23 protein-coding genes and 1 tRNA gene are annotated in these 19,143 nt (G+C 39.0%); 12 read left to right on the forward strand and 12 right to left on the reverse strand.

Annotated features, from left to right (window positions below; translation table 11 throughout):
* Window positions 1-522 precede the first annotated feature (522 nt).
* The 3 genes from KS419_RS00525 to KS419_RS00535 form a co-directional block, all read right to left on the reverse strand.
* Window positions 523-598, reverse strand: a tRNA-Val gene (locus KS419_RS00525).
* 156 nt (window positions 599-754) lie between these two features.
* The gene (locus tag KS419_RS00530) at window positions 755-952 is read right to left on the reverse strand and encodes a hypothetical protein (RefSeq protein WP_217064141.1); all 198 of its coding nucleotides are present in this window, start codon (window positions 950-952) and stop codon (window positions 755-757) included.
* A 172-nt stretch (window positions 953-1,124) separates the two neighbouring features.
* On the reverse strand, window positions 1,125-1,685 hold the full coding sequence (locus KS419_RS00535; RefSeq protein WP_217064142.1) for a phosphatidylglycerophosphatase A family protein: 561 nt from the start codon (window positions 1,683-1,685) through the stop codon (window positions 1,125-1,127).
* 335 nt (window positions 1,686-2,020) lie between these two features.
* Between KS419_RS00535 and KS419_RS00540 the strand changes: the two genes are divergently transcribed.
* The 4 genes from KS419_RS00540 (at window position 2,021) to KS419_RS00555 (ending at window position 4,832) form a co-directional block, all read left to right on the forward strand.
* Window positions 2,021-2,536, forward strand: coding sequence for a YjcG family protein (locus KS419_RS00540; protein ID WP_217064143.1), 516 nt, complete (start codon window positions 2,021-2,023; stop codon window positions 2,534-2,536).
* Between the two features lie 2 nt (window positions 2,537-2,538).
* Window positions 2,539-2,961, forward strand: coding sequence for a GNAT family N-acetyltransferase (locus KS419_RS00545; RefSeq protein WP_217064144.1), 423 nt, complete (start codon window positions 2,539-2,541; stop codon window positions 2,959-2,961).
* 402 nt (window positions 2,962-3,363) lie between these two features.
* Window positions 3,364-4,494, forward strand: coding sequence for an MGDG synthase family glycosyltransferase (locus KS419_RS00550; protein ID WP_217064145.1), 1,131 nt, complete (start codon window positions 3,364-3,366; stop codon window positions 4,492-4,494).
* Window positions 4,495-4,598: 104 nt separating this feature from the next.
* Window positions 4,599-4,832, forward strand: a complete 234-nt coding sequence (locus KS419_RS00555) for a hypothetical protein (protein ID WP_217064146.1) — start codon at window positions 4,599-4,601, stop codon at window positions 4,830-4,832.
* Window positions 4,833-4,989: 157 nt separating this feature from the next.
* Here KS419_RS00555 and KS419_RS00560 read toward each other — a convergent pair whose 3' ends face one another.
* The 8 genes from KS419_RS00560 to KS419_RS00595 all read right to left on the reverse strand — a co-directional run bounded on the left by KS419_RS00560 (window position 4,990) and on the right by KS419_RS00595 (window position 11,283).
* Window positions 4,990-6,123, reverse strand: a complete 1,134-nt coding sequence (locus tag KS419_RS00560) for a bifunctional cystathionine gamma-lyase/homocysteine desulfhydrase (protein WP_217064147.1) — start codon at window positions 6,121-6,123, stop codon at window positions 4,990-4,992.
* 1 nt (window position 6,124) lies between these two features.
* The gene (locus KS419_RS00565; protein WP_217064148.1) at window positions 6,125-7,048 is read right to left on the reverse strand and encodes a PLP-dependent cysteine synthase family protein; all 924 of its coding nucleotides are present in this window, start codon (window positions 7,046-7,048) and stop codon (window positions 6,125-6,127) included.
* A gap of 14 nt (window positions 7,049-7,062) precedes the next feature.
* Entirely contained in the window at window positions 7,063-7,536 is a 474-nt protein-coding gene (locus KS419_RS00570; RefSeq protein WP_217064149.1) for an S-ribosylhomocysteine lyase, read from the reverse strand.
* 45 nt (window positions 7,537-7,581) lie between these two features.
* Window positions 7,582-8,226, reverse strand: a complete 645-nt coding sequence (locus KS419_RS00575; RefSeq protein WP_217064150.1) for a class I SAM-dependent DNA methyltransferase — start codon at window positions 8,224-8,226, stop codon at window positions 7,582-7,584.
* Between the two features lie 196 nt (window positions 8,227-8,422).
* A complete protein-coding gene (nfsA, locus tag KS419_RS00580; protein ID WP_217064151.1) occupies window positions 8,423-9,172 on the reverse strand; it encodes an oxygen-insensitive NADPH nitroreductase in 750 nt (249 codons plus the stop codon).
* 142 nt (window positions 9,173-9,314) lie between these two features.
* Window positions 9,315-9,761 (reverse strand): YppG family protein, encoded by a 447-nt coding sequence (locus KS419_RS00585; RefSeq protein WP_217064152.1) that lies wholly within the window; start codon window positions 9,759-9,761, stop codon window positions 9,315-9,317.
* A 22-nt stretch (window positions 9,762-9,783) separates the two neighbouring features.
* A complete protein-coding gene (locus KS419_RS00590) occupies window positions 9,784-10,218 on the reverse strand; it encodes an Hsp20/alpha crystallin family protein (RefSeq protein WP_217064153.1) in 435 nt (144 codons plus the stop codon).
* 375 nt (window positions 10,219-10,593) lie between these two features.
* Window positions 10,594-11,283, reverse strand: a complete 690-nt coding sequence (locus tag KS419_RS00595) for an ATP-binding cassette domain-containing protein (protein WP_246593570.1) — start codon at window positions 11,281-11,283, stop codon at window positions 10,594-10,596.
* Between the two features lie 346 nt (window positions 11,284-11,629).
* Here KS419_RS00595 and KS419_RS00600 point away from each other — a divergent pair, with 346 nt between their 5' ends.
* The 6 genes from KS419_RS00600 to KS419_RS00625 all read left to right on the forward strand — a co-directional run bounded on the left by KS419_RS00600 (window position 11,630) and on the right by KS419_RS00625 (window position 16,640).
* On the forward strand, window positions 11,630-12,757 hold the full coding sequence (locus tag KS419_RS00600; protein WP_217064154.1) for a mechanosensitive ion channel family protein: 1,128 nt from the start codon (window positions 11,630-11,632) through the stop codon (window positions 12,755-12,757).
* A 54-nt stretch (window positions 12,758-12,811) separates the two neighbouring features.
* The gene (locus KS419_RS00605) at window positions 12,812-13,045 is read left to right on the forward strand and encodes a glutaredoxin family protein (protein WP_217064155.1); all 234 of its coding nucleotides are present in this window, start codon (window positions 12,812-12,814) and stop codon (window positions 13,043-13,045) included.
* Window positions 13,046-13,377: 332 nt separating this feature from the next.
* Window positions 13,378-13,962, forward strand: coding sequence for a hypothetical protein (locus KS419_RS00610; RefSeq protein WP_217064156.1), 585 nt, complete (start codon window positions 13,378-13,380; stop codon window positions 13,960-13,962).
* A 228-nt stretch (window positions 13,963-14,190) separates the two neighbouring features.
* A complete protein-coding gene (dapD, locus tag KS419_RS00615) occupies window positions 14,191-14,910 on the forward strand; it encodes a 2,3,4,5-tetrahydropyridine-2,6-dicarboxylate N-acetyltransferase (RefSeq protein ID WP_217064157.1) in 720 nt (239 codons plus the stop codon).
* Between the two features lie 5 nt (window positions 14,911-14,915).
* Window positions 14,916-16,061 (forward strand): N-acetyldiaminopimelate deacetylase, encoded by a 1,146-nt coding sequence (locus tag KS419_RS00620; RefSeq protein ID WP_343215005.1) that lies wholly within the window; start codon window positions 14,916-14,918, stop codon window positions 16,059-16,061.
* Window positions 16,062-16,385: 324 nt separating this feature from the next.
* Window positions 16,386-16,640 (forward strand): YkuS family protein, encoded by a 255-nt coding sequence (locus KS419_RS00625; RefSeq protein WP_217064159.1) that lies wholly within the window; start codon window positions 16,386-16,388, stop codon window positions 16,638-16,640.
* Between the two features lie 119 nt (window positions 16,641-16,759).
* Here the strand turns inward: KS419_RS00625 and KS419_RS00630 are convergent, their stop codons facing one another.
* A complete protein-coding gene (locus tag KS419_RS00630; RefSeq protein WP_217064160.1) occupies window positions 16,760-17,599 on the reverse strand; it encodes a mechanosensitive ion channel family protein in 840 nt (279 codons plus the stop codon).
* 289 nt (window positions 17,600-17,888) lie between these two features.
* On the opposite strand from KS419_RS00630, the gene KS419_RS00635 reads away from it, so the two are divergent.
* A complete protein-coding gene (locus tag KS419_RS00635; protein WP_217064161.1) occupies window positions 17,889-18,440 on the forward strand; it encodes a peroxiredoxin in 552 nt (183 codons plus the stop codon).
* Between the two features lie 75 nt (window positions 18,441-18,515).
* Window positions 18,516-18,962 (forward strand): redoxin domain-containing protein, encoded by a 447-nt coding sequence (locus tag KS419_RS00640; RefSeq protein WP_217064162.1) that lies wholly within the window; start codon window positions 18,516-18,518, stop codon window positions 18,960-18,962.
* Window positions 18,963-19,143 lie beyond the last annotated feature (181 nt).

Below are 19,143 nucleotides of genomic sequence, written 5' to 3' on the forward strand. Positions count from 1 at the left end.
CCGCCACTCCATGTAAAGTTGTAATATACATGGGTAATCAAAAATGTACATGCTTAACCAAGCGTTTTTGTACATCATTAAATTGTCATTTGTAACTTGTTCCCAAACGGGAGGATCGGGCTGGTATTCGGTAAGAAGTTAGCCGATCTTGTGCCCGAACGGGAGCGACGGGCTAGTATTCGGTAAGAAGTTGTTCGAACTTGAGCCCGAACGGGAGGGCCGTCCGGAGTTTTGGTAGGAAGATGCTCGAACTTGAGCCCGCTCTAAAAAACCTTTATTCACCTTGTGATGTGTCAATCAATGTGTTTGAAAAAAATAGATTATGAATATTCTATATTTAATTATATCTCTATAGTGCAATGTAAGGAAATGAAAGGTTTTTCGACCATTTGAAAAAAATGTAGGGTGCTTAGCGGACGAATGAGTTTGAAATAATTGTTCATCAATAGAGATTTCTGAGTATTTTATGTGTTCGGGTGGTAATAAAAAAACCCTTATATAAAGGGTTTAAAATTTTATGTATGGTGACCCGTACTGGGCTCGAACCAGTGACCTCCACCCTGTCAAGGTGGCGCTCTCCCAACTGAGCTAACGGATCATTACTATTATAGCGACAAATAATAATATATCGTATATGGAGGTAATAGTCAACCTGTTTATGTGAAAAATCATCACAAATACTAGATATTATGACGGAAATATCATTTTCATCAGAGAAATGAATATCCGATATAAAACTATAGTAAGAAAGTAATTATTCGTCATACGTATATCGAACAACATAACGGTCATTTTTTAGTTTGCGTATTTCCACCCAAGGTGGGATTTCGTAGCCGTTTTGCCAATTATCTTCAATTTTAGCCTTTAAACAATTTGCCTGAAATTTAGAGGTAAATACTTGCTTTAAGTATACCCAACGTGTTTTTTTCGGTGCAGGCTGTGAAGGATTCATCAACTATTCACCCCTAATGAAACATCATTGTTAAACAGAATAGCACTAACTGGAAAAATAATCAAGAAATCAATTGAGGATGACTTGAACCATATTTTCACAGAGAAGAACATATCTTAGGTGATACCACTCTCGGTATAGAGGACAAAGGAGGTATCACCCAATGAAGCAGTTATCCAATTCGCTCTTCCTTATCTCTACTTTGAATCTCTTCTTCCCGAAGTTGTTCTTCCCGATCCCGTAAGCGGTGTGCTAGGCGACTGGAAGCATTTGCTGCAATACTACAAATGAGGTCATCGAGGAATGTGTTTATGGAATCTGATTTTGTATCAAGTTCCTTAATGATTCCCTTTTTCTCTTTATCTAAAAAACCAAAAGTTGTCACAGCAATACTCCCGTAACCAAATACGGATCCTAAAGCAATAGTTTCATCGACCCCAAATAGTCCCTCATCGGATTCCACAATCGATTGAAGTGGTTCTGAAAGCAATCCTTTTTCCGCAAGTTTATCCAGTTCAATCCCAACGAGAATAGCGTGTTGAATTTCCCGTTTTTGAAGTACTTTATCTACACTGTCTAAGCACTCTGCCATTTTTAAGCTGTTGTTATATGGGTACTGCATATCATAAACTATTGATGCGATATCATCCAACTCCACACCGCGCTCCTTTAATAGTTCCCTTGCAGCTTTTTCAACCACTTTGCAGTGTACCGGTTCTTGTTTCTTTCCCATCGTGTGTCCACTCCCTTATACTAATAATCTATATGAATAGTATTCTATCATAAATTAAGGATTTAGGATTTTTTTTACTTTTGACAGAGCTTATTTTAAAAGGCATAATACTATGTTTATGAAGATATGTTTTTAAAGTGAATCTTGTTTGAGTAAGCTAACTTCAGAAAAAAAGCTATGACTAATTTTATAGATCGTGTCATTGCCCTTGTAACGAGAGGAAATAGATGATAATTTAAGAATAATGAATAGTTGACGAAAAAAGTTTCGACGTAGGGATAGGGATCAGAAAAGAATTGTGATAATCAGACAAAAACGATCAAGGAGGGAACAAAATGAGATACGGGATTGCAATTTTTCCATCAAAAAAACTGCAAGATATTGCGAATTCCTACCGGAAACGCTATGATTCTCGTTATGCAATGATCCCGCCTCATTTAACGCTCAAGGAAGCATTTGAAGCGGAAGAAGAGGATGTTAAGGGGATTGTAAAACACATACGGAATGTTGCCAAGGAAATTGCCCCATTTACAATGGAAGTATACAAATTTAGTTCGTTTCATCCGGTCACGAACACCATTTATATGAAGGTGAGGGAAACAGAGGAACTTTCTTCACTCCATGAACAATTAAACAGCGGTATTTTGGCTCATAATAAAAAATATCAGTTTGTTCCCCATATCACCATCGGCCAAGACTTAGATAACGATGAGTGTTCCGATGTTTACGGACGTTTAAGATTAGAAGATATTAATCATGAAGAAAAGGTCGATCGATTTTCGCTCCTTTATCAGTTGGAAAATGGAACCTGGACTGCTTATGAAACATTTTTACTAGGTAAGGAAGAGTAGCCGTGGATGTAAGAGTTGTAGAAACAGAACAGGAAATGAAAGACGCCTATTCCGTAAGAAGAGAAGTGTTTATAGAGGAACAACGGGTACCTGAAGAAATCGAAATCGATGACTTTGAAAAGGAAGCAACACACTTCATCGTGTATGATAACCAAATCCCTATTGGAGCAGCGAGACTAAGGTATCAAGAAGATTACGGGAAGGCTGAACGTGTTTGTGTATTAGGTTCATACCGGAAAAAAGGGGTAGGGGAAAGCCTCATGGCAAAAATGGAAGACGTTGCAAAACAACATGTTGACGTGATGAAGTTAAACGCTCAAACCCATGCAGAACCATTTTATAAAAGAATTGGTTATAAAACATACTCTGATATTTTTTATGATGCCGGAATCCCTCATGTGGCTATGAAAAAGCAGTTAGTGTAATGGAAGGAAGGCAGTTGGAAGCTAAAACTGGGAGTATATGATGAATACATAGGTATTTTCTTAAGGCATGTTGCTTTTAGGAAAATACCTTTTTTGCATGATTAGAAAAATAGTTTTGGCACCTTCGGAAGTGACACCTGAAGTCAACGAGCGGACTTCAGGTTGTCATTCCTCCACTGCCCTACACTCGTGTTCATAGGCGCTTGCGCTTTTCTTTGTCTAGCTCCAGCGCCTACTCGTTGCGGGGCACTTCGGAAGTGACACCTGAAGTCAAAGAGAGGACTTCAGGTTGTCATTCCTCCACTGCCCTACACTCGTGTTCATAGGCGCTTGCGCTTTTCTTTGTATTATATCCACTTTTCCTGTGATACTAATAAGTATCAGACTATGGAGTGGTGTACGATGAACCGAGTAGCGATTTTAACAGTTTCTGTTGGGCAGGGACATCAGCAGGTGAGCACTGCCCTCCAGTCGGAATGGGAGAAGAGGGGTTACGAAGTAGAAATCATAGATGTCTTATACTATATGAAAAAGCAGGCATCTGTACCAATGAAGACAGCTTATTTTTATTGCATTCGCTCTTTACCACCCCTTTGGGACTGGACATATCGTTTTACTGATAATCACATTGCGGTGCTAGTTCTTCAACCGTTGTGGAGATTATTATGGAAGTCACTTGCTGTCTATTGTGAGAAAAAGATGTTTGACGTGATGATAGGAACGCACCCCCTTGCGACTCAACTATGCTTATGGATAAAAAAGAGGGGAATGGTGAAGGGGAAGTTTTTTGCCGTACTTACTGATTTTGAAACCCATCGTTTATCGATCTCAAGAAAATTAGATGCCATTTTCGTTGCCAGAGAGGCAGAAAGGATGGAATTACAACAAAAGTATCCCAACTGCAGTTTCTATGCTTTTGGAATACCATTGAAAAAAGAATGGGACTTTGTGGAATGCAACAGGGAAAAGATCCGAAAACGACTATCCCTTCCTATTGGACGAAAGGTGATCATAGTTTCCGGTGGGGGAGAGGGGTTACTTCAAGAAGAAACCGTTATATCCATCCTAGAACAGGACAGGGAACCTGCTTATGTATGCTGGTTTCTTGGAAAGGGTCAAGGAGATGCAAAAAAAAGGGATAATGTTTTTTTGAAAAATGGAACTAGGGTCCATTACCTTCCATTCTCGTCTAACTACCCTGATTACATAAAGGCTTGTGATTTCTTTATCTCCAAACCAGGAGGAGTTTCCATGGCCGAAGCGTTGCATTGGAATATCCCTACGGGGGTCATTTCTTCCCTCCCAGGACAAGAGAAAATTAACGAATCCATTCTCATGAAGTACCGTAATATCACAAAGTTAGATAGGAATAGGACGGTGTCCGATATATTAAGTGGCATGGAAAGGAACAGCCGAAATCTTACAGAAACATTGCCATCGAGAACAAGGATAGTAGATAAAATGTTACAGACTGGCGACACACAGATTTTATCGAAACGAATTTTTCCTTTCTCTGCAAAGGAATGGAATTGATAGAGGGCTCGTTACTTCTAGAATATTTTCTTGAAAACAAGAACAAAAGTTCGTATAATAAGCTAAGAACAGGTGTTCTTAGTTTCGTGTGGGAGGTAAAAGAGATGGAGACGATAATTGAACGGTCACGTATAACTGGAAGACCAGTGGAATTGATGTATCTGTCCCAAAAAGGTATAGTAACAAAACGAACTGTTTCCGTAGACCGGTATAACGAAAATTTTATTATAGGCTTTTGTCACCTTCGTCAAGCCTACCGTCGCTTTAACCGAAAAAATATACTCGCTCTATTCCCTGTCCGTGAATATAAAGGGGCAGGGAGGTACGAAGAGGCTTAGGCGTTGTTTTTCGAACTCCAGTAACCTGAAGTAAATGGTAAATGTGATGAGACAAAAAGAGCTGCCCCAAAGGTGCATCATGCCCCCTTTTGGAAACAGCTAAATCTATCACTCTTTTAAAGTTTTTTCTAAGCATGCCAAAATAATTAATTTTAGTTTATCCCTCTAGCGCCTGCTTGAGATCTTCAATCAGATCTTCAGCATCCTCAATTCCAACTGAAATACGAATTAAGCCATCTGTAATTCCCAGTTCCAAACGACGATCTCTTGGGATGGATGCATGAGTCATTTTAGCCGGAAGACTAATTAAACTTTCTACTGCTCCAAGACTTTCTGCCAACGTAAAGAACTTTGTTTTTCGCAAAACTTCTTCTGCACGTTCTCCACTGCCAACATCAAAGGAAACCATTCCTCCAAAGCCAGTTGCCTGACTAAGGTGTGTCTTATATCCAGGATGATCTGGACGACCAGGGTAATAGACACTCACAATGTCTTCGCGGTTATCAAGGAATTCTACGATCTCTTTCGTATTCTTTTCCGTTTGTTCCATTCGAAGACCTAGTGTTTTAATCCCTCGTATCAATAACCAAGAATCCTGTGGTCCGAGAATCCCACCTGATGAATTTTGCACAAAATGAAGTTCTTCAGCAAGCTTTTGACTATTGACGACCACGAGACCAGCAACCACATCACTGTGACCACCAAGATACTTCGTTGCACTGTGAAGCACTATCTCTGCCCCAAACTCGATGGGGTTTTGCCAATACGGTGTGCTGAACGTATTATCCACGATGAGGAGAAGATCCCTTTCTGAAGCCACTTCCTTCATTTTTCGCAAATCTGTAACTTTCAAGAGCGGGTTTGTGGGTGTTTCCACGTAAATCGCCACCGTATTGTCCTGAATGGCGTCTTTCACCTTCACCGGATCACTCGTATCCACAAACGTCACTCCGATGTTGAACCTGTTTAAGACCTTTGTCATGAGACGGTAAGAACCACCGTAAACATCATCCGTGAAAACCACATGATCGCCACTTTTAAAAAGGGTCATGACTGCAGTGATCGCAGCCATGCCGGATCCGAAAGCAAACCCGGCGTGACCACCTTCGAGGTCACGAATTAAGTCTTCTAACGCTTCCCTGGTGGGGTTGCCGGTCCTCGAATACTCATACTTGAAATTTCCTACGCCATCCTGTTTATACGTACTTACTTGATATATGGGGGTAGATACTGCACCAGTGTACGGATCCCCAACAATACCTCCATGAATTAATTTCGTTTTTTTCTTCATGTCATTCCGCTCCTTCGTAAATACCTGCACTTAAATATCTTTCGCTGCTGTCTGCAAACACCGTTACGATATGTGAACCAGGTTTTGCTGTTTCCGCTTCCTTTAACGCCGCCGCAAAGGCTGCACCAGAGGAACTTCCCACAAGGAGACCTTCCAGTTTCGTCAATTGAAGAACATACTTAAATGCCTCTTTGTCTGAGATAGTGTGAATGGTATCAAAATAACTTGTGTCCATATATGGAGGTAAAAACTCCATACCAATCCCTTCCGTACGGTGGGGACCAGGGTCTCCTCCGTTCAGAATGGATCCTTCCGGTTCAACAATGGAAGTTTTCACCGAAGCTAATGTATCTTTTAAATATCTTGCGGTCCCCATAAATGTTCCCCCTGTACCTGCTCCGGCAACGAACACATCTATTTTGCCTTCTAATTCCTGAACTAGTTCAGGACCTAGTGTTTTATAATAGGTGTCCGGGTTAGCGGGGTTAGAAAATTGAGACGGGGAATAGGAATCTGGTATCTCCTTTAAGAGGTCCTTTGTTTTGGCAATTGCTCCAAGCATACCGTCTTCGGTACGGGTATTAACCACTTTTGCTCCTAACGAACGCATCAGCATCTGCTTCTCTTGGCTGAATTTCTCCGGAACCACGAAGATGACAGTAACATCTGTTCCAACTGCAGCTAAAGCAAGCCCGATTCCTGTATTTCCGGCAGTTGGTTCAATCAGTGTTCCCTTCCGGCTAATATGACCATTATTTATTGCATCCTGGAGAAGTTCCTGTCCGAGACGATCTTTTACACTGCCCCCAGGGTTAAAGTATTCCAACTTTGCAAAAAGGCGAACCTTATTAGGAAGGGGGATCTTTGTGATCTCAAATAAAGGTGTGTTACCTATTAATGAATGAATGCCTTTGTAAATTCTCATATACGTATACCTCGTTATGCCTTCTCTCTGAATACTTCTGTCCATTCATCTTTTTTCTCAAGCATCTTTTTGGCAATTTCCTTAGCCCCTTCTAGGGAATGGGACGCGGCCCAACCACATTGAACTTCATTACATGCAGGAACATCTGTTGCCACAAGCACGTCATTCAATGTTTTTTCTAGTAGGTCTAATACGTTTGTATAACTTTCATCATTTATAATCGATAAATAGAAACCAGTCTGACAGCCCATGGGACTAATGTCTACGATTTGAGAGTGATGATTTCTGCTGAATTCGGCCATCATGTGCTCTAAGGAGTGTAGTCCGGGCATTTTCATGTGTTCTTTATTTGGCTGGCAAAATCGGATGTCGTATTTAAAGATCTTGTCACCGTTTGCCCCTTCCGTTGTACCTGCAAGACGAATATATGGTGCAGCAACTTTTGTGTGATCTAAATTAAAGCTTTCCACATTCATTTTCTTTGTCATTCTTTATATCCTCCTTTAGTCTAATAAAGATGTTTGTTATAGGTGTTATTGCTTCGTTGCTTCGAGAATCCAGACAAATTTATTCATGGACTGAAAAGATACATCAAACCCAGCATTTTCAAAAATAGTTGTTAAGGTCGGTATTGTGGTGTAATACTCCGTCTTAAGATCTTCTGCCAAGTTAAAGAAGTGGCGCTTTTCTGCATCACGAATCATTTGCCCATGGTGATCCCCATTCATAAATATTGTATCAGCGAATACAACTTTTCCGCCAGTCTTTAATAAACTTCCGTATTTATTTGCTGCTATTTGTTTTTCCCCATCAGTTAAATGGTGGAAGGCATAGCTTGAGACAAAGGCATCCACCGGTTGGTCCGTAACAGGTACTGGGAAATTAATAAAATCACCGGAAATGATCTTTGTATTAGGAAGTTTTTCACTTGCTGCATTTCTCATTTTCTCTGATGGTTCAACACCAGTATATTCATCCGTTTTCGCAAGAATAAACTTCGTTAAATTTCCCGTTCCAACACCAAATTCTATTATTCTTCCATGTACCCTGTTAGCAACATTTTGTAAAATCGCACCGTAATTTTCAAAAACCTCTTTATATTCTTCGTCCATACCAGATACGGTAGAATCATAGGATTCTGCCCAACGATCAAATAATTCCACAAATTCTCTGCCCATGATGGTCACCTCTTGAAGTTCTAAATTTCGAGTTTATTATCCTAAGTCCCTTTTTAAATACCAATAAAACATATTAATTTACTCGGGATTAATGCTAATATTGTATCATATGTATGCAATTCTATCAAGGTGAACCGGGTGGTGCCAGGCACCTCCCGGATTATGTCGAATGTAACAATCTATTCACACTTTTATCCTATCGTTTCATAAACCCCTTTTGCTGAACAAATTTTTTCATCTGAGTCCGTTTTGGTGTTTTTAGCATATTGGCTATTTGTTCAGTCCATCGATCGGATCGTTTTCCGTTTGTTCTGCGCTGATAATACGTGGAAATCACCCGGTTGTATTCCTCCAACTGGTCTTTGAATTCCGCTTTGTTCTGTTGATATGTTTCTTCATGATAGATGTTTTCCAACGGGAGGCGAGGCTTTATCTCTGTTTCTGCTGCAGGAACGCCGACTGCTAGTCCGAATAGGGGAATCACATATTCAGGTAATTTTAACAGTTTTGAAACACCCTCCATTTCATTTCGTATTCCACCTATATAGCAAATTCCGAGGCCCATGGATTCAGCGGCAAGAGCAGCATTTTGAGCTGCAAGGGATGCGTCAATCAGACTGACCATAAATTTTTCAGTGGTTTCAAGTGATGCCAAAACATCCACATTCTCCATGTCACCTGCAAGTTTATGCCTCTGAAGGTCGGCACAAAATACGAAGAAATGACCGTTATTTTCCACGTAAGATTGGTTTCCTGAAAATTCACGAAGTCTTGACTTTGTTGCCGGATTCTTGACACCGATAATCGTATAAGACTGTATATAACTGGAGGTAGACGCCATCTGCGCAGATTCCACAATCGTGATAATTTGGTCCCTAGAAAGCGGGACATCCTGAAACTTACGAATAGAGCGGTGGTTAAGAATTGTATTAATAACATCATTCATAAAATAGCCCTCCTTTTTCTCACAGACTATTTTAACATATAGTGGCATGATACATTTGAAAACGGTTAAGCAGATTAAATTAGGGGAAATGTAATAATTACGAAAAAAACGGGCAAACTCCTAAGCCCGTTTTCTCAATAAACTATTTTTTGAAAAAACCTCCAACCTGTTTAACGATAGGACTAATTTGATTTCCTAAATGAACGACTTGATCTAATGTAGTGGATGCTTTTTCAAAATCAAACTTCCCGTCCTTTGTTTTGAAAGCTGATAAAAATCCTGAGCCTGGTCTTGCGTAAGGGTGTGGATACCCTGGTCCCCCAAATCCTCCAGGATAATGTTGTGGAAATGGCTGATGCTGTTGCTGATTAGGCTGCTGGTTTGGTTGTTGTTGTGGTTGCTGCTGTGATTGTGACTGATTTTCTTGTTCAACCGGCCGTTGATCTTGTTGCTGTCCTTGTGGTTGTGCCGGTTGTGTCTGCTGCGGTTGTGGTTGTGTCTGCCAATACATTTGGCCGTGTTGTGGAGGATACGCCCCGTATTGTACAGGAGGGTAAGAAGGCCCACTGTAATAAGGGGGATAATACATAGAAATACCTCCTTCATCTAATCTAATCAATTGTAATACGTTTCCGTTTGTTTGGAATCCGAATCTGGAGTACACCATTATTTAAAGATGCTTTTATTTCTGATTCATTAACAGTGAATGGGAGTTGAACAACCCGTTCGGCCCGTTGAAATCTGCTATGCTTCTTAATGGTCTGACTACGATCATCTTGTTCTTCCACAATTTCATCTGAGCGGACAGAGATTTTAATGAAGTTATGATAACAATCTAAAGAAATTTGATCCTTTTTTACTCCTGGAAGTTCTGCTTCTATGATATATTCATCGTTTGTTTCATATTGATAGGTCGTAATGAAGCCCGGTCCTTGTAATTGTAATTGCCGAAATGCATCCTGAAAAAAGGAGTCGATGGATTGCAATAGCTCACCAAAAGGCTTCTCACTGAATGACTGTAAAGAACGATCTTTATCTTTACTCATTACATATCACCTCGCACAATTGTGTTCACACTAATAACGTATGATATTTGGATAATAATGGAGTAGGCGGCTACCTTAATAAGTGAAAAAAATTTCTACGCGAATGATTTAAGAAGCTCCGACTTAGGATTATAAGGGTTAAAGTGAAAAACTTTAGAACAAAATGATTTTATAGGAGGAAGTGAGGGGAAATAGGTGTCTGAAAAACTTCAAAAATGGATTATCATCATTCTTTTAATTGCCTCGGCAGGTGTTGTTATCGTTTATACGATATTAACAATATTAGCGATAATGGCAGGGGTAAACCAACATTAATCGGCCAACTTCGGGGAATCCCCTGTCAAGTTGGCCGATAAAATATTTCCATTCAGTTGATCATTGAATTTGTGTTTTCTTTTCTTGGAGTTTACAGTTTTCAAGGAGAAAACAGGTATCTGCTTTTTCGATGATAGATTCGTCGTTACTAGTGATGATAACTGTAGAACCTTGCTTTTTAGCAAATGAAAATAGTTTATGCAGTACATCTTGACCTTCTTTACCTGATAACTCTTTCGTAGGTTCATCCGCCAAGATTAACTTCGGGCTCGTCATGAATATTCGGCCGATCGTAGCGAGCAGCTGCTCTTTAGATGTCAATGCCTCATAAGAGTCATTCATTGTTTCCTCTGAAAACCCTAACTCCGATAAAATCTGTTCTGCTTCCCGCTCTTTTCTTGCAAAGTTCCGGTCATCTGTCGGGATACCAATTAGTAAGTTCTGTTTTGCGGTTAAATAAGGTATTAAACACCCTTCGTTTGTGATAAATCCAATGTTTTGCAATCGCCATTCTGGACGTTTCTTAATATTCAATAAATTCTGACCAAAAACCTCTACAGTCCCTTTATTCGGTGGTGTCATGGCTGCTATCATTCGCAAGAGAGTGGACTTCCCAGATAGTCTTTTTCCTGAAATGACAACAAGTTCCCCCTCAGAAACACGAAAATTCATATTATCATATAATACTGTCATTTCATTCCCGTTTAAAAAACGCTTTAAAACATTATTTAAATCCACGGCATACAACAATAATGTCACCCCCACAAAGTAATATCAAATTAATACTTGAAACTCCCTTAGTAATATTAAACCACTTCTTTGAAAGGAATGAAACCGCTATCAATAAAAAAGTTTGACAATTTTATAAAATTAAAAAACTTCTCACTATTATCACAGGGAAAAGTTTATAAACACAATCCCAATTAAATTAATGGAGATGGTTACCACTTTAATGAAGTTCTATTTAGGATAAATCACTATTACATTTACACTTGTCTTATTTCAAGTTAAGATTAAAATAGGGTGAGAATTAAACCCGATTTTCTTTAAATTTGATGAATAGAAGCAAGTTTTATAAAGAGAAAGGAACCTTTACATGGATTTTGATTGGAATTTGACGTGGAATATTGGAGAAGAAACCATCGGTTGGGAAGAAATTGGAATTGCTATAGGAATTATTATATTGTTTTTGGTTTTTCGAAAAATATTTATTACATATTTATATAAGATTATTTTGCGTTTTTCAAGGAAAGCACCAACAGAGATTATGACTAATATACTGCTCGCTTTTGAAAAACCATTGAGAGTGTTTTTTGTCTTTATAGGATTTTATGTGGCTTTTAGATATTTACCATTTCCTGAAAAATATGATCTTCAATTGTTAAGGCTATTAAGGACATTTAACATTGTGTTAATTGCATGGGGACTATATAATCTTTCTGCAACCACCTCCACTATTTTTGTGAAGATAGGACAGCGGCTAGATATTGAATTTGATGATATTCTTCTACCATTTGTTTCAAAACTCGTTCGATTTGCCATCATTGCCATGGCGATCAGTATCATTGCCAGTGAGTGGGAGTATGATGTCAATGGATTTGTAGCAGGATTAGGTTTGGGGGGATTGGCTTTCGCGCTTGCTGCGCAGGATTCCATAGGTAACTTCTTTGGGGGAGTAGTTATCATAACGGAAAAGCCTTTTACAATCGGTGATTGGATTAGTACTCCAAGTGTGGAAGGAACTGTGGAAGATATTACTTTCCGAAGTACTAAAATACGGACATTTGCCCAAGCATTAGTTACTGTTCCTAATTCCACATTAGCAAATCAGCCAATTACTAACTGGTCACAAATGGGGAAAAGACAAATCACTTTTAATTTAGGGGTGACCTATTCTACTCCGAAAGAGAAAGTGGAACGGTGTGTCAAACGGATCGACTCGATGCTGAGGAATCATGAAGACATACACCAAGAACTAATAATGGTTCGCTTTAATGCCTTTAATTCAAGCAGTTTAGATATTTTCCTCTACTTTTTCACAAAAACAACTGCTTGGGTTGAATTCCTAAAAGTAAGGGAAGATATTAATTTGAAAATTATGGAAGTATTAGAAGAGGAAGGGGTATCCGTAGCCTTCCCGAGCAGAAGTATTTATATGGAGAAACAAGAAATTGAAAAGATGGAGTCAAGCCTTGATAATACTATAGATAATTTTAAAAAGTAATTGGGTGTAAATGGTGGATAAAGAAAAAATACGAAACATAAGGGAGATCGATAGATGGTTACGGTATTTACAAGCAGTGGATGTTCCTATTGTGAACTCGTACTTTCCTATTTAACAAAACATAACATTCCATTCCAGGAAAAAAACATCTCAGAGAATCACCAATTCTTTAAAGAATGGAAGGATTTAAAAGTCTTGGGAACGCCAACTACTCATTTTGAGGGGAATATAGTAGTTGGATTTAATGGTGATGAACTAAAGGATTTAATCCACAAGGTAAACAAGTAAAGAAAAACAACTCGCACTTGATGTGTGAGTTGTTTTTCTAATGGGAAAATTGAAACCTTTTAAGTGTTGGTACGTCTATTATATTAAGGGAATGTAGTTGTGGCGGGATGTACAGGATTTTCACCTGTAAGGGTAAACCTCGAAGGAAGGCTTTGCCGTTGCGTTAAAACGCTACATCCCATAATTGTATTTTTCTCTGGAATGTGGATTTTATACATTAATTTTTATTTAATAGTCAATTTTCCTTCTATTAAACATATACTTTACTAGAAAGTGGTAGATTATCAAAAGAATTACGAGGGAAACATAGAGAGAAAAGGGAGGGATCGTTCATGAAAGTACAATCAAAATGGATTATTATATTTATCGTAATATTTTCGGTGACAACTTATTGGTCCCTTACCTATGCTTCTCACGACACGGACGGACATTTAGCATTAGTAGACAGGGAAAACAATGAAACAGAAAATAAAAATCCTGTACCTGTCGGGGAAGAAGAAATAGATCAGGATGATAACCCAGTCCCTAGCTATTTGGAAGAACTGTTTTTCCAAAATGATGTCCGAATCGGAAGCCAAAAGGAAGAATTATTTTCAGAAATGGGGGTTCCGTTGGATGAAGGGATGTATAACGGAGGATATTACTACAGCTATGACACCTTAACTTACTTTGTTAACCCCGATACAGATCAAATCAATGCGATGGCTTATCCAGGTGAGGCTCTTGATGAAGTACGGTGGAAGGCTGAAGAGGAAGTATTGGAAGAAAACTTAAAATTTGCTGGTGAGAATGAAATGGATGGTATATGGATGGAGATTTACGATTGGAATCAATATGATGTGATGATTGAGCGGATTAAAGCAGGGGATTCCCCGTTTTATATTTGGCTGATGGAAGATTCATTATTCCTAGATTAAAACCGAGTGGGGAAAACCTCCTCGGTTTTTTTAAGGGAAATTAACATTAGCTTTTAACAAAGTCCATTTCAAACAAAAAAATTTCCTCTTCAGTTGTGTCCTTTTCCTCATATCGCCAGAGACTATGGTCCAAACTAGTGAAAGGGCTTATCTACAAATTCATTGCAATTTCAGAGGGTAATGTCTATGATAAGTATGTATTTTATTACTATTTAGGAGGATATAACAATGAAAATGATGGATGCAAATGAAATTATCAGCTTTATTTCTAACAGTGTAAAATCAACACCTGTCAAGGTACATATAAAAGGGGAGTTAGAAGGTATTGATTTTGGTGCAGACACAAAATCCTTTATTCAAGGAAATACAGGTGTATTATTTGGAGAATGGAAAGACATTCAGGCTGCTATTAGTGAAAATGAAGCAAAAATCGAGGATTATGTGGTGGAAAATGACCGTCGTAACTCAGCGATTCCTTTATTAGATATGAAAAATATCAAAGCGCGGATTGAACCGGGGGCCATCATTCGTGATCAAGTGGAAATCGGGGATAACGCGGTCATCATGATGGGGGCTTCCATTAACATCGGTTCTGTTGTAGGGGAAGGAACAATGATTGACATGAACGTGGTCTTAGGTGGAAGGGCAACTGTCGGAAAGAATTGTCATATCGGTGCAGGGTCAGTCCTTGCTGGAGTAATTGAACCACCTTCTGCAAAACCGGTTATCGTTGAAGATGGTGTAGTTGTTGGTGCAAATGCAGTTATTTTGGAAGGAGTGACTGTTGGTGCAGGTGCCGTTGTTGCTGCTGGAGCAATTGTAACAGAAGATGTTCCTCCAAATACCGTTGTTGCGGGGACACCAGCACGGGTAATCAAGGAAATTGATGAGAAGACGAAAGGTAAAACAGAAATAAAGCAGGAACTTCGCAAGCTTAATGAGGAGTAAAAATGGTGAGCGGTAAAGATACATTGGCGTTTAATACTGAACCATTTATAAAAATTCGTAAGGACTTACACCAAATCCCTGAACTTGGGTTCCAGGAAGTAAAAACGCAGCGCTATTTACTGAATTACATTGAGGAACTACCTAATAAGGATTGGCTAGAGTGGAAGACTTGGCGCACTGGGATTCTAGTTCGGTTGGGTGGTTCTTCCCCAACTAGGACAATTGGGTATCGGACGGACATCGATGGCCTACCGATTGAGGAAGAAACTGCTTTACCGTTTATATCGGAGCATCCAGGCATGATGCATGCTTGCGGTCATGATCTTCACATGAGTATTGCTCTCGGTGTTTTAACCTATTTTTCTGGACACCAACCGAAGGATAACTTGTTGTTTGTGTTTCAACCTGCAGAGGAAGGTCCAGGTGGGGCTAAACCGATGCTGGAATCGGAAGAATTTAAATCGTGGAAGCCAGACAGGATGGTGGCCTTACATATCGCTCCAGAACTTCCTGTTGGAACCGTTGGGACAAAAACGGGGTTCCTTTTTGCAAATACAAGTGAATTGTTTATTGATTTAAAGGGAAAAGGTGGACATGCAGCCTATCCTCATCAGGCAAATGATATGGTAATTGCGGCAAGTTATTTAGTTACTCAGTTGCAAACTATTGTTTCACGGAATGTTTCTCCTCTCGATTCTGCAGTAGTAACGATCGGGAAAATCGCAGGTGGGACGAAGCAAAACATTATTGCGGAGAATGCTCGCATTGAAGGTACAATTCGTACGTTAACTATCGATTCTATGCATCTAGTCAAAGAGCGGATTGAGGGGATGGTAAAGGGAATTGAATCCAGTTTTGATTGTGAGTTGTCCATAGACTATGGAGCAAATTATTGCCAGGTTTTCAATTCGGAGGCTGAAACGTCGGCGTTCATTGACTTCGTGAAAGAATTAGATTATGTGAAATTCTTTGAAAGTGAGAAGGCTATGACAGGAGAGGATTTTGGATACTTCCTTGAGGAGATTCCCGGGTTCATGTTCTGGCTTGGAGTAGGGAGTGAACATGGCTTGCATTCCTCTAAATTAAATCCCAATGAAGACGCCATCGACTGTGCAATCCGACTTTTAATTGATTATGTAAAGGGGGCGTAAGTGATTTAGGTCACTGCGTTTATAATTAATGTGCGTGATGAAAGAATGTTTCACGGCGGGACTCGAAGGCTGTGAAACATTTTTCATCACGTTTTTTCGCTTATATTATATTTTTACACCTTCGGGCATTGGCTAGTTCGAGCGCTTTTTCTTCTATAATAAGCAGAAAGTATAGTTTTCTATTTATGTCTAGATACAACCTTTCTTTAGCCTTGGTAATTCTATATAAATTAAAGATGTTCACATCTTTTGGAAAAATTTACGCATAGCATACAAAATTTTGGTCATCTTATAACTGTACTATGTTAAAGGAGGATTACTGATATGGCTAAAATCGGTGTGGAACAATCATTAACAGATGTTCAACAAGCATTAGAGGCAAGGGGACATCAGGTAGTTCAATTACAACAAGAGCAAGATGCGGCAGATTGTGATTGCTGTGTTATCACAGGACAGGATGAAAATATGATGGGGATGCAGGATACGGTAACGAAAGGATCTGTAATCAGCGCACAAGGATTAAATGCAGAGCAGATCTGTGAGCAAGTGGAATCACGGGTAAACCAATCACCACAATAAGGACATTTGATAGAAGAAATGCTCAGTACCTAAAGGAATGGTCACTGAGCATTTTTGATCTGTATAAGACTAAGATTCCTGTATATGGAAGAATTATAAAACATCCGCTGTTAATCTAATTATTGCTTTTGTATATAAACTTGATGTGGAAAAGGAATTTCAATATTATTTTTGTCTAGTGCCTCTTTCATTGCTTTACGAAGTTCTCTCTCTACTGCCCATTGTTCCATATTAGCTGTCTTTGCCACGATTCGAATCACCACATCACTATCTCCAAGTGTTTGGACACCGACGACATTTGGTCCTTCTTTAATGGTTTCGAGACGGGCTGCTACATTATCACAAGCTTCTTGAAGAACAACTATGGCTTGGTCAATATTTTCATCATAAGCAATGCTTATATCAACAAGTGCACGCATATTAGAACGGGAATGATTACTTACACTGCCTATCTCACGGTTTGGAATAAAATGAACTGTTCCATCAAAGCCACGTATTTTTGTGGTACGTAAGCCAACTTCCTCGACAATACCATCGATACCGGCCACTGTAATATACTCTTCCACTTCAATTTGTTTTTCAAGAAGAATAAAGAATCCCGTTACAATATCACTTACAAGCCCTTGTGCACCAAAGCCGATGGCTAACCCGATGATACCAGCACCTGCGATTAAAGCAGTAACATCGTAATCAAAAATTCCGATAACAATTGTAGCTAGAATAAACCATAATACGTATGTAAACGCATTGAGTGCCAATTTCTCTAATGTTTTTGCTCTTCCAGGTGACATATTTCGCTGAGAAGTCATCCGTTCAAAAGAACTGGTGATAATCCTTTTTCCAATACCTTTAATAATGGAGAAGGCAATTAAGATAACAATAACCTGCAAAGCCAAGAGCAGAGCTTGTGTCATAAGTGTAGCCCAGTCTATTGCTCCAACCCATTCATTAACATTCATATCATAATCCCTTCCTTTCCCTTTCTGCTTCGTTTATAGAGTTTACCATACCCATTCTTTTGAGAAAACTAAAGTGATTGAGCAAATTAATTTTGAATAAAACCAAAGTTGGTTATAATAAAGTTGTTCATTACAAAGATGTTTAAAATCAGATAAAAAAGGGCAAATTATTTATTAGAAATATGTCATTATTTGCTCTTAAATGTTGACTGATATCAAATATCTACTCTATAATAACAATTGTTAAATAATGAGCATTTGAGCATGATAATTTTAGGAGGGCTACATAATGTCAGATAAGCGTATGGTTGCAAAGCAGGCTCCACGATTCGAAATGGATGCTGTACTACCTAACAAAGAGTTTGGAAAAGTTAGTCTCGAAGAAACGATGAAGCAGGATAAGTGGACAGTATTATTTTTCTACCCAATGGATTTCACATTTGTTTGTCCTACGGAAATCACTTCTTTAAGTGATCGTTATGATGAATTTGAAGATCTTGATGCAGAAATCATCGGGGTGTCTACAGATACAATCCACACACATAAAGCATGGATTAACACAAATCGTGATGATAATGGTCTTGGTGATTTAAAATACCCGTTAGCTGCTGATACAAATCATTCCGTTTCTCGTGACTATGGAGTTTTAGTGGAAGATGAAGGTATTGCATTACGTGGTTTGTTCATCATCAGTCCAGAAGGGGAATTAATGTATTCTGTTGTTAACCACAATAATATTGGCCGTGATGTGGATGAAACACTACGTGTCCTTCAAGCGTTACAGACTGGTGGCCTTTGCCCTGCAAACTGGAAACCGGGTCAAGAAACTCTTAACGTATAATACCGACTTTCTGGGGCCTAGCAAACCATTTTGTTAGGTCCTTTCTTAAATTATATTATTAATGAGGTGGATTTCATGAAATTAAGAGCGCCTATGCCGGAACTTGACGGTGCAACAGAATGGTTAAATGGAGAAGTTACCCGTGAAAATTTAGTGGGGGATAAGCCTACGTTAATTCATTTTTGGTCGATCAGTTGTGGCCTTTGTAAAGATGCCATGCCAAATGTGAATGAGTTCCGCGACCAATATAAAGATAAATTAAATGTCATTGCTGTCCATATGCCACGATCTGAAAAAGATTTGGATTTGGAAGAAATTAAAAAGGTAGCAGCAGAGCATGATATCTCCCAGCCAATCTATGTGGATAGCGAGCATAAATTGACTGATGCATTTGAAAATCAATATGTTCCAAGTTACTATGTCTTTGATGAAGAAGGTCAGTTACGCCACTTCCAAGCTGGCGGGGGCGGTATGAAAATGCTGACAAAACGTGTTAACCGAGTTTTAGGAATAAAAGAATAAGGAACATGTTAATCTGTCTGATCCTAGAGGTAAAATCCTTTAGGGTCAGTTTTTATTTTGTCTGAACAATAACATTTATTTGTTTAGGCTTTGTTAAAGGATGATGTTGATTTTTTGATATAGTGTAGCGAAAGGTGATAGAAATGTCTCTACCTCTACTTATAACTTTGTGCCTGTGGTG

Source organism: Evansella tamaricis, from assembly GCF_019042215.1.
GTDB classification, from domain to species: Bacteria; Bacillota; Bacilli; order Bacillales; family Salisediminibacteriaceae; genus Evansella; species Evansella tamaricis.

Bases quoted from the DNA above. Each gene is read 5' to 3' on its own strand.
- KS419_RS00605 (WP_217064155.1), top strand. From the start codon at position 12,812: ATGGTTACGGTATTTACAAGCAGTGGATGTTCCTATTGTGAACTCGTA.
- KS419_RS00640 (WP_217064162.1), top strand. From the start codon at position 18,516: ATGAAATTAAGAGCGCCTATGCCGGAACTTGACGGTGCAACAGAATGG.
- KS419_RS00555 (WP_217064146.1), top strand. From the start codon at position 4,599: ATGGAGACGATAATTGAACGGTCACGTATAACTGGAAGACCAGTGGAA.
- KS419_RS00560 (WP_217064147.1), bottom strand. From the start codon at position 6,123: ATGAAGAAAAAAACGAAATTAATTCATGGAGGTATTGTTGGGGATCCG.
- KS419_RS00535 (WP_217064142.1), bottom strand. From the start codon at position 1,685: ATGGGAAAGAAACAAGAACCGGTACACTGCAAAGTGGTTGAAAAAGCT.
- KS419_RS00600 (WP_217064154.1), top strand. From the start codon at position 11,630: ATGGATTTTGATTGGAATTTGACGTGGAATATTGGAGAAGAAACCATC.
- KS419_RS00575 (WP_217064150.1), bottom strand. From the start codon at position 8,226: ATGGGCAGAGAATTTGTGGAATTATTTGATCGTTGGGCAGAATCCTAT.
- KS419_RS00625 (WP_217064159.1), top strand. From the start codon at position 16,386: ATGGCTAAAATCGGTGTGGAACAATCATTAACAGATGTTCAACAAGCA.
- KS419_RS00565 (WP_217064148.1), bottom strand. From the start codon at position 7,048: ATGAGAATTTACAAAGGCATTCATTCATTAATAGGTAACACACCTTTA.
- dapD (WP_217064157.1), top strand. From the start codon at position 14,191: ATGAAAATGATGGATGCAAATGAAATTATCAGCTTTATTTCTAACAGT.
- KS419_RS00630 (WP_217064160.1), bottom strand. From the start codon at position 17,599: ATGAATGTTAATGAATGGGTTGGAGCAATAGACTGGGCTACACTTATG.
- KS419_RS00540 (WP_217064143.1), top strand. From the start codon at position 2,021: ATGAGATACGGGATTGCAATTTTTCCATCAAAAAAACTGCAAGATATT.
- KS419_RS00550 (WP_217064145.1), top strand. From the start codon at position 3,364: ATGAACCGAGTAGCGATTTTAACAGTTTCTGTTGGGCAGGGACATCAG.
- KS419_RS00635 (WP_217064161.1), top strand. From the start codon at position 17,889: ATGTCAGATAAGCGTATGGTTGCAAAGCAGGCTCCACGATTCGAAATG.
- KS419_RS00530 (WP_217064141.1), bottom strand. From the start codon at position 952: ATGAATCCTTCACAGCCTGCACCGAAAAAAACACGTTGGGTATACTTA.
- nfsA (WP_217064151.1), bottom strand. From the start codon at position 9,172: ATGAATGATGTTATTAATACAATTCTTAACCACCGCTCTATTCGTAAG.
- KS419_RS00585 (WP_217064152.1), bottom strand. From the start codon at position 9,761: ATGTATTATCCCCCTTATTACAGTGGGCCTTCTTACCCTCCTGTACAA.
- KS419_RS00590 (WP_217064153.1), bottom strand. From the start codon at position 10,218: ATGAGTAAAGATAAAGATCGTTCTTTACAGTCATTCAGTGAGAAGCCT.
- KS419_RS00610 (WP_217064156.1), top strand. From the start codon at position 13,378: ATGAAAGTACAATCAAAATGGATTATTATATTTATCGTAATATTTTCG.
- KS419_RS00570 (WP_217064149.1), bottom strand. From the start codon at position 7,536: ATGACAAAGAAAATGAATGTGGAAAGCTTTAATTTAGATCACACAAAA.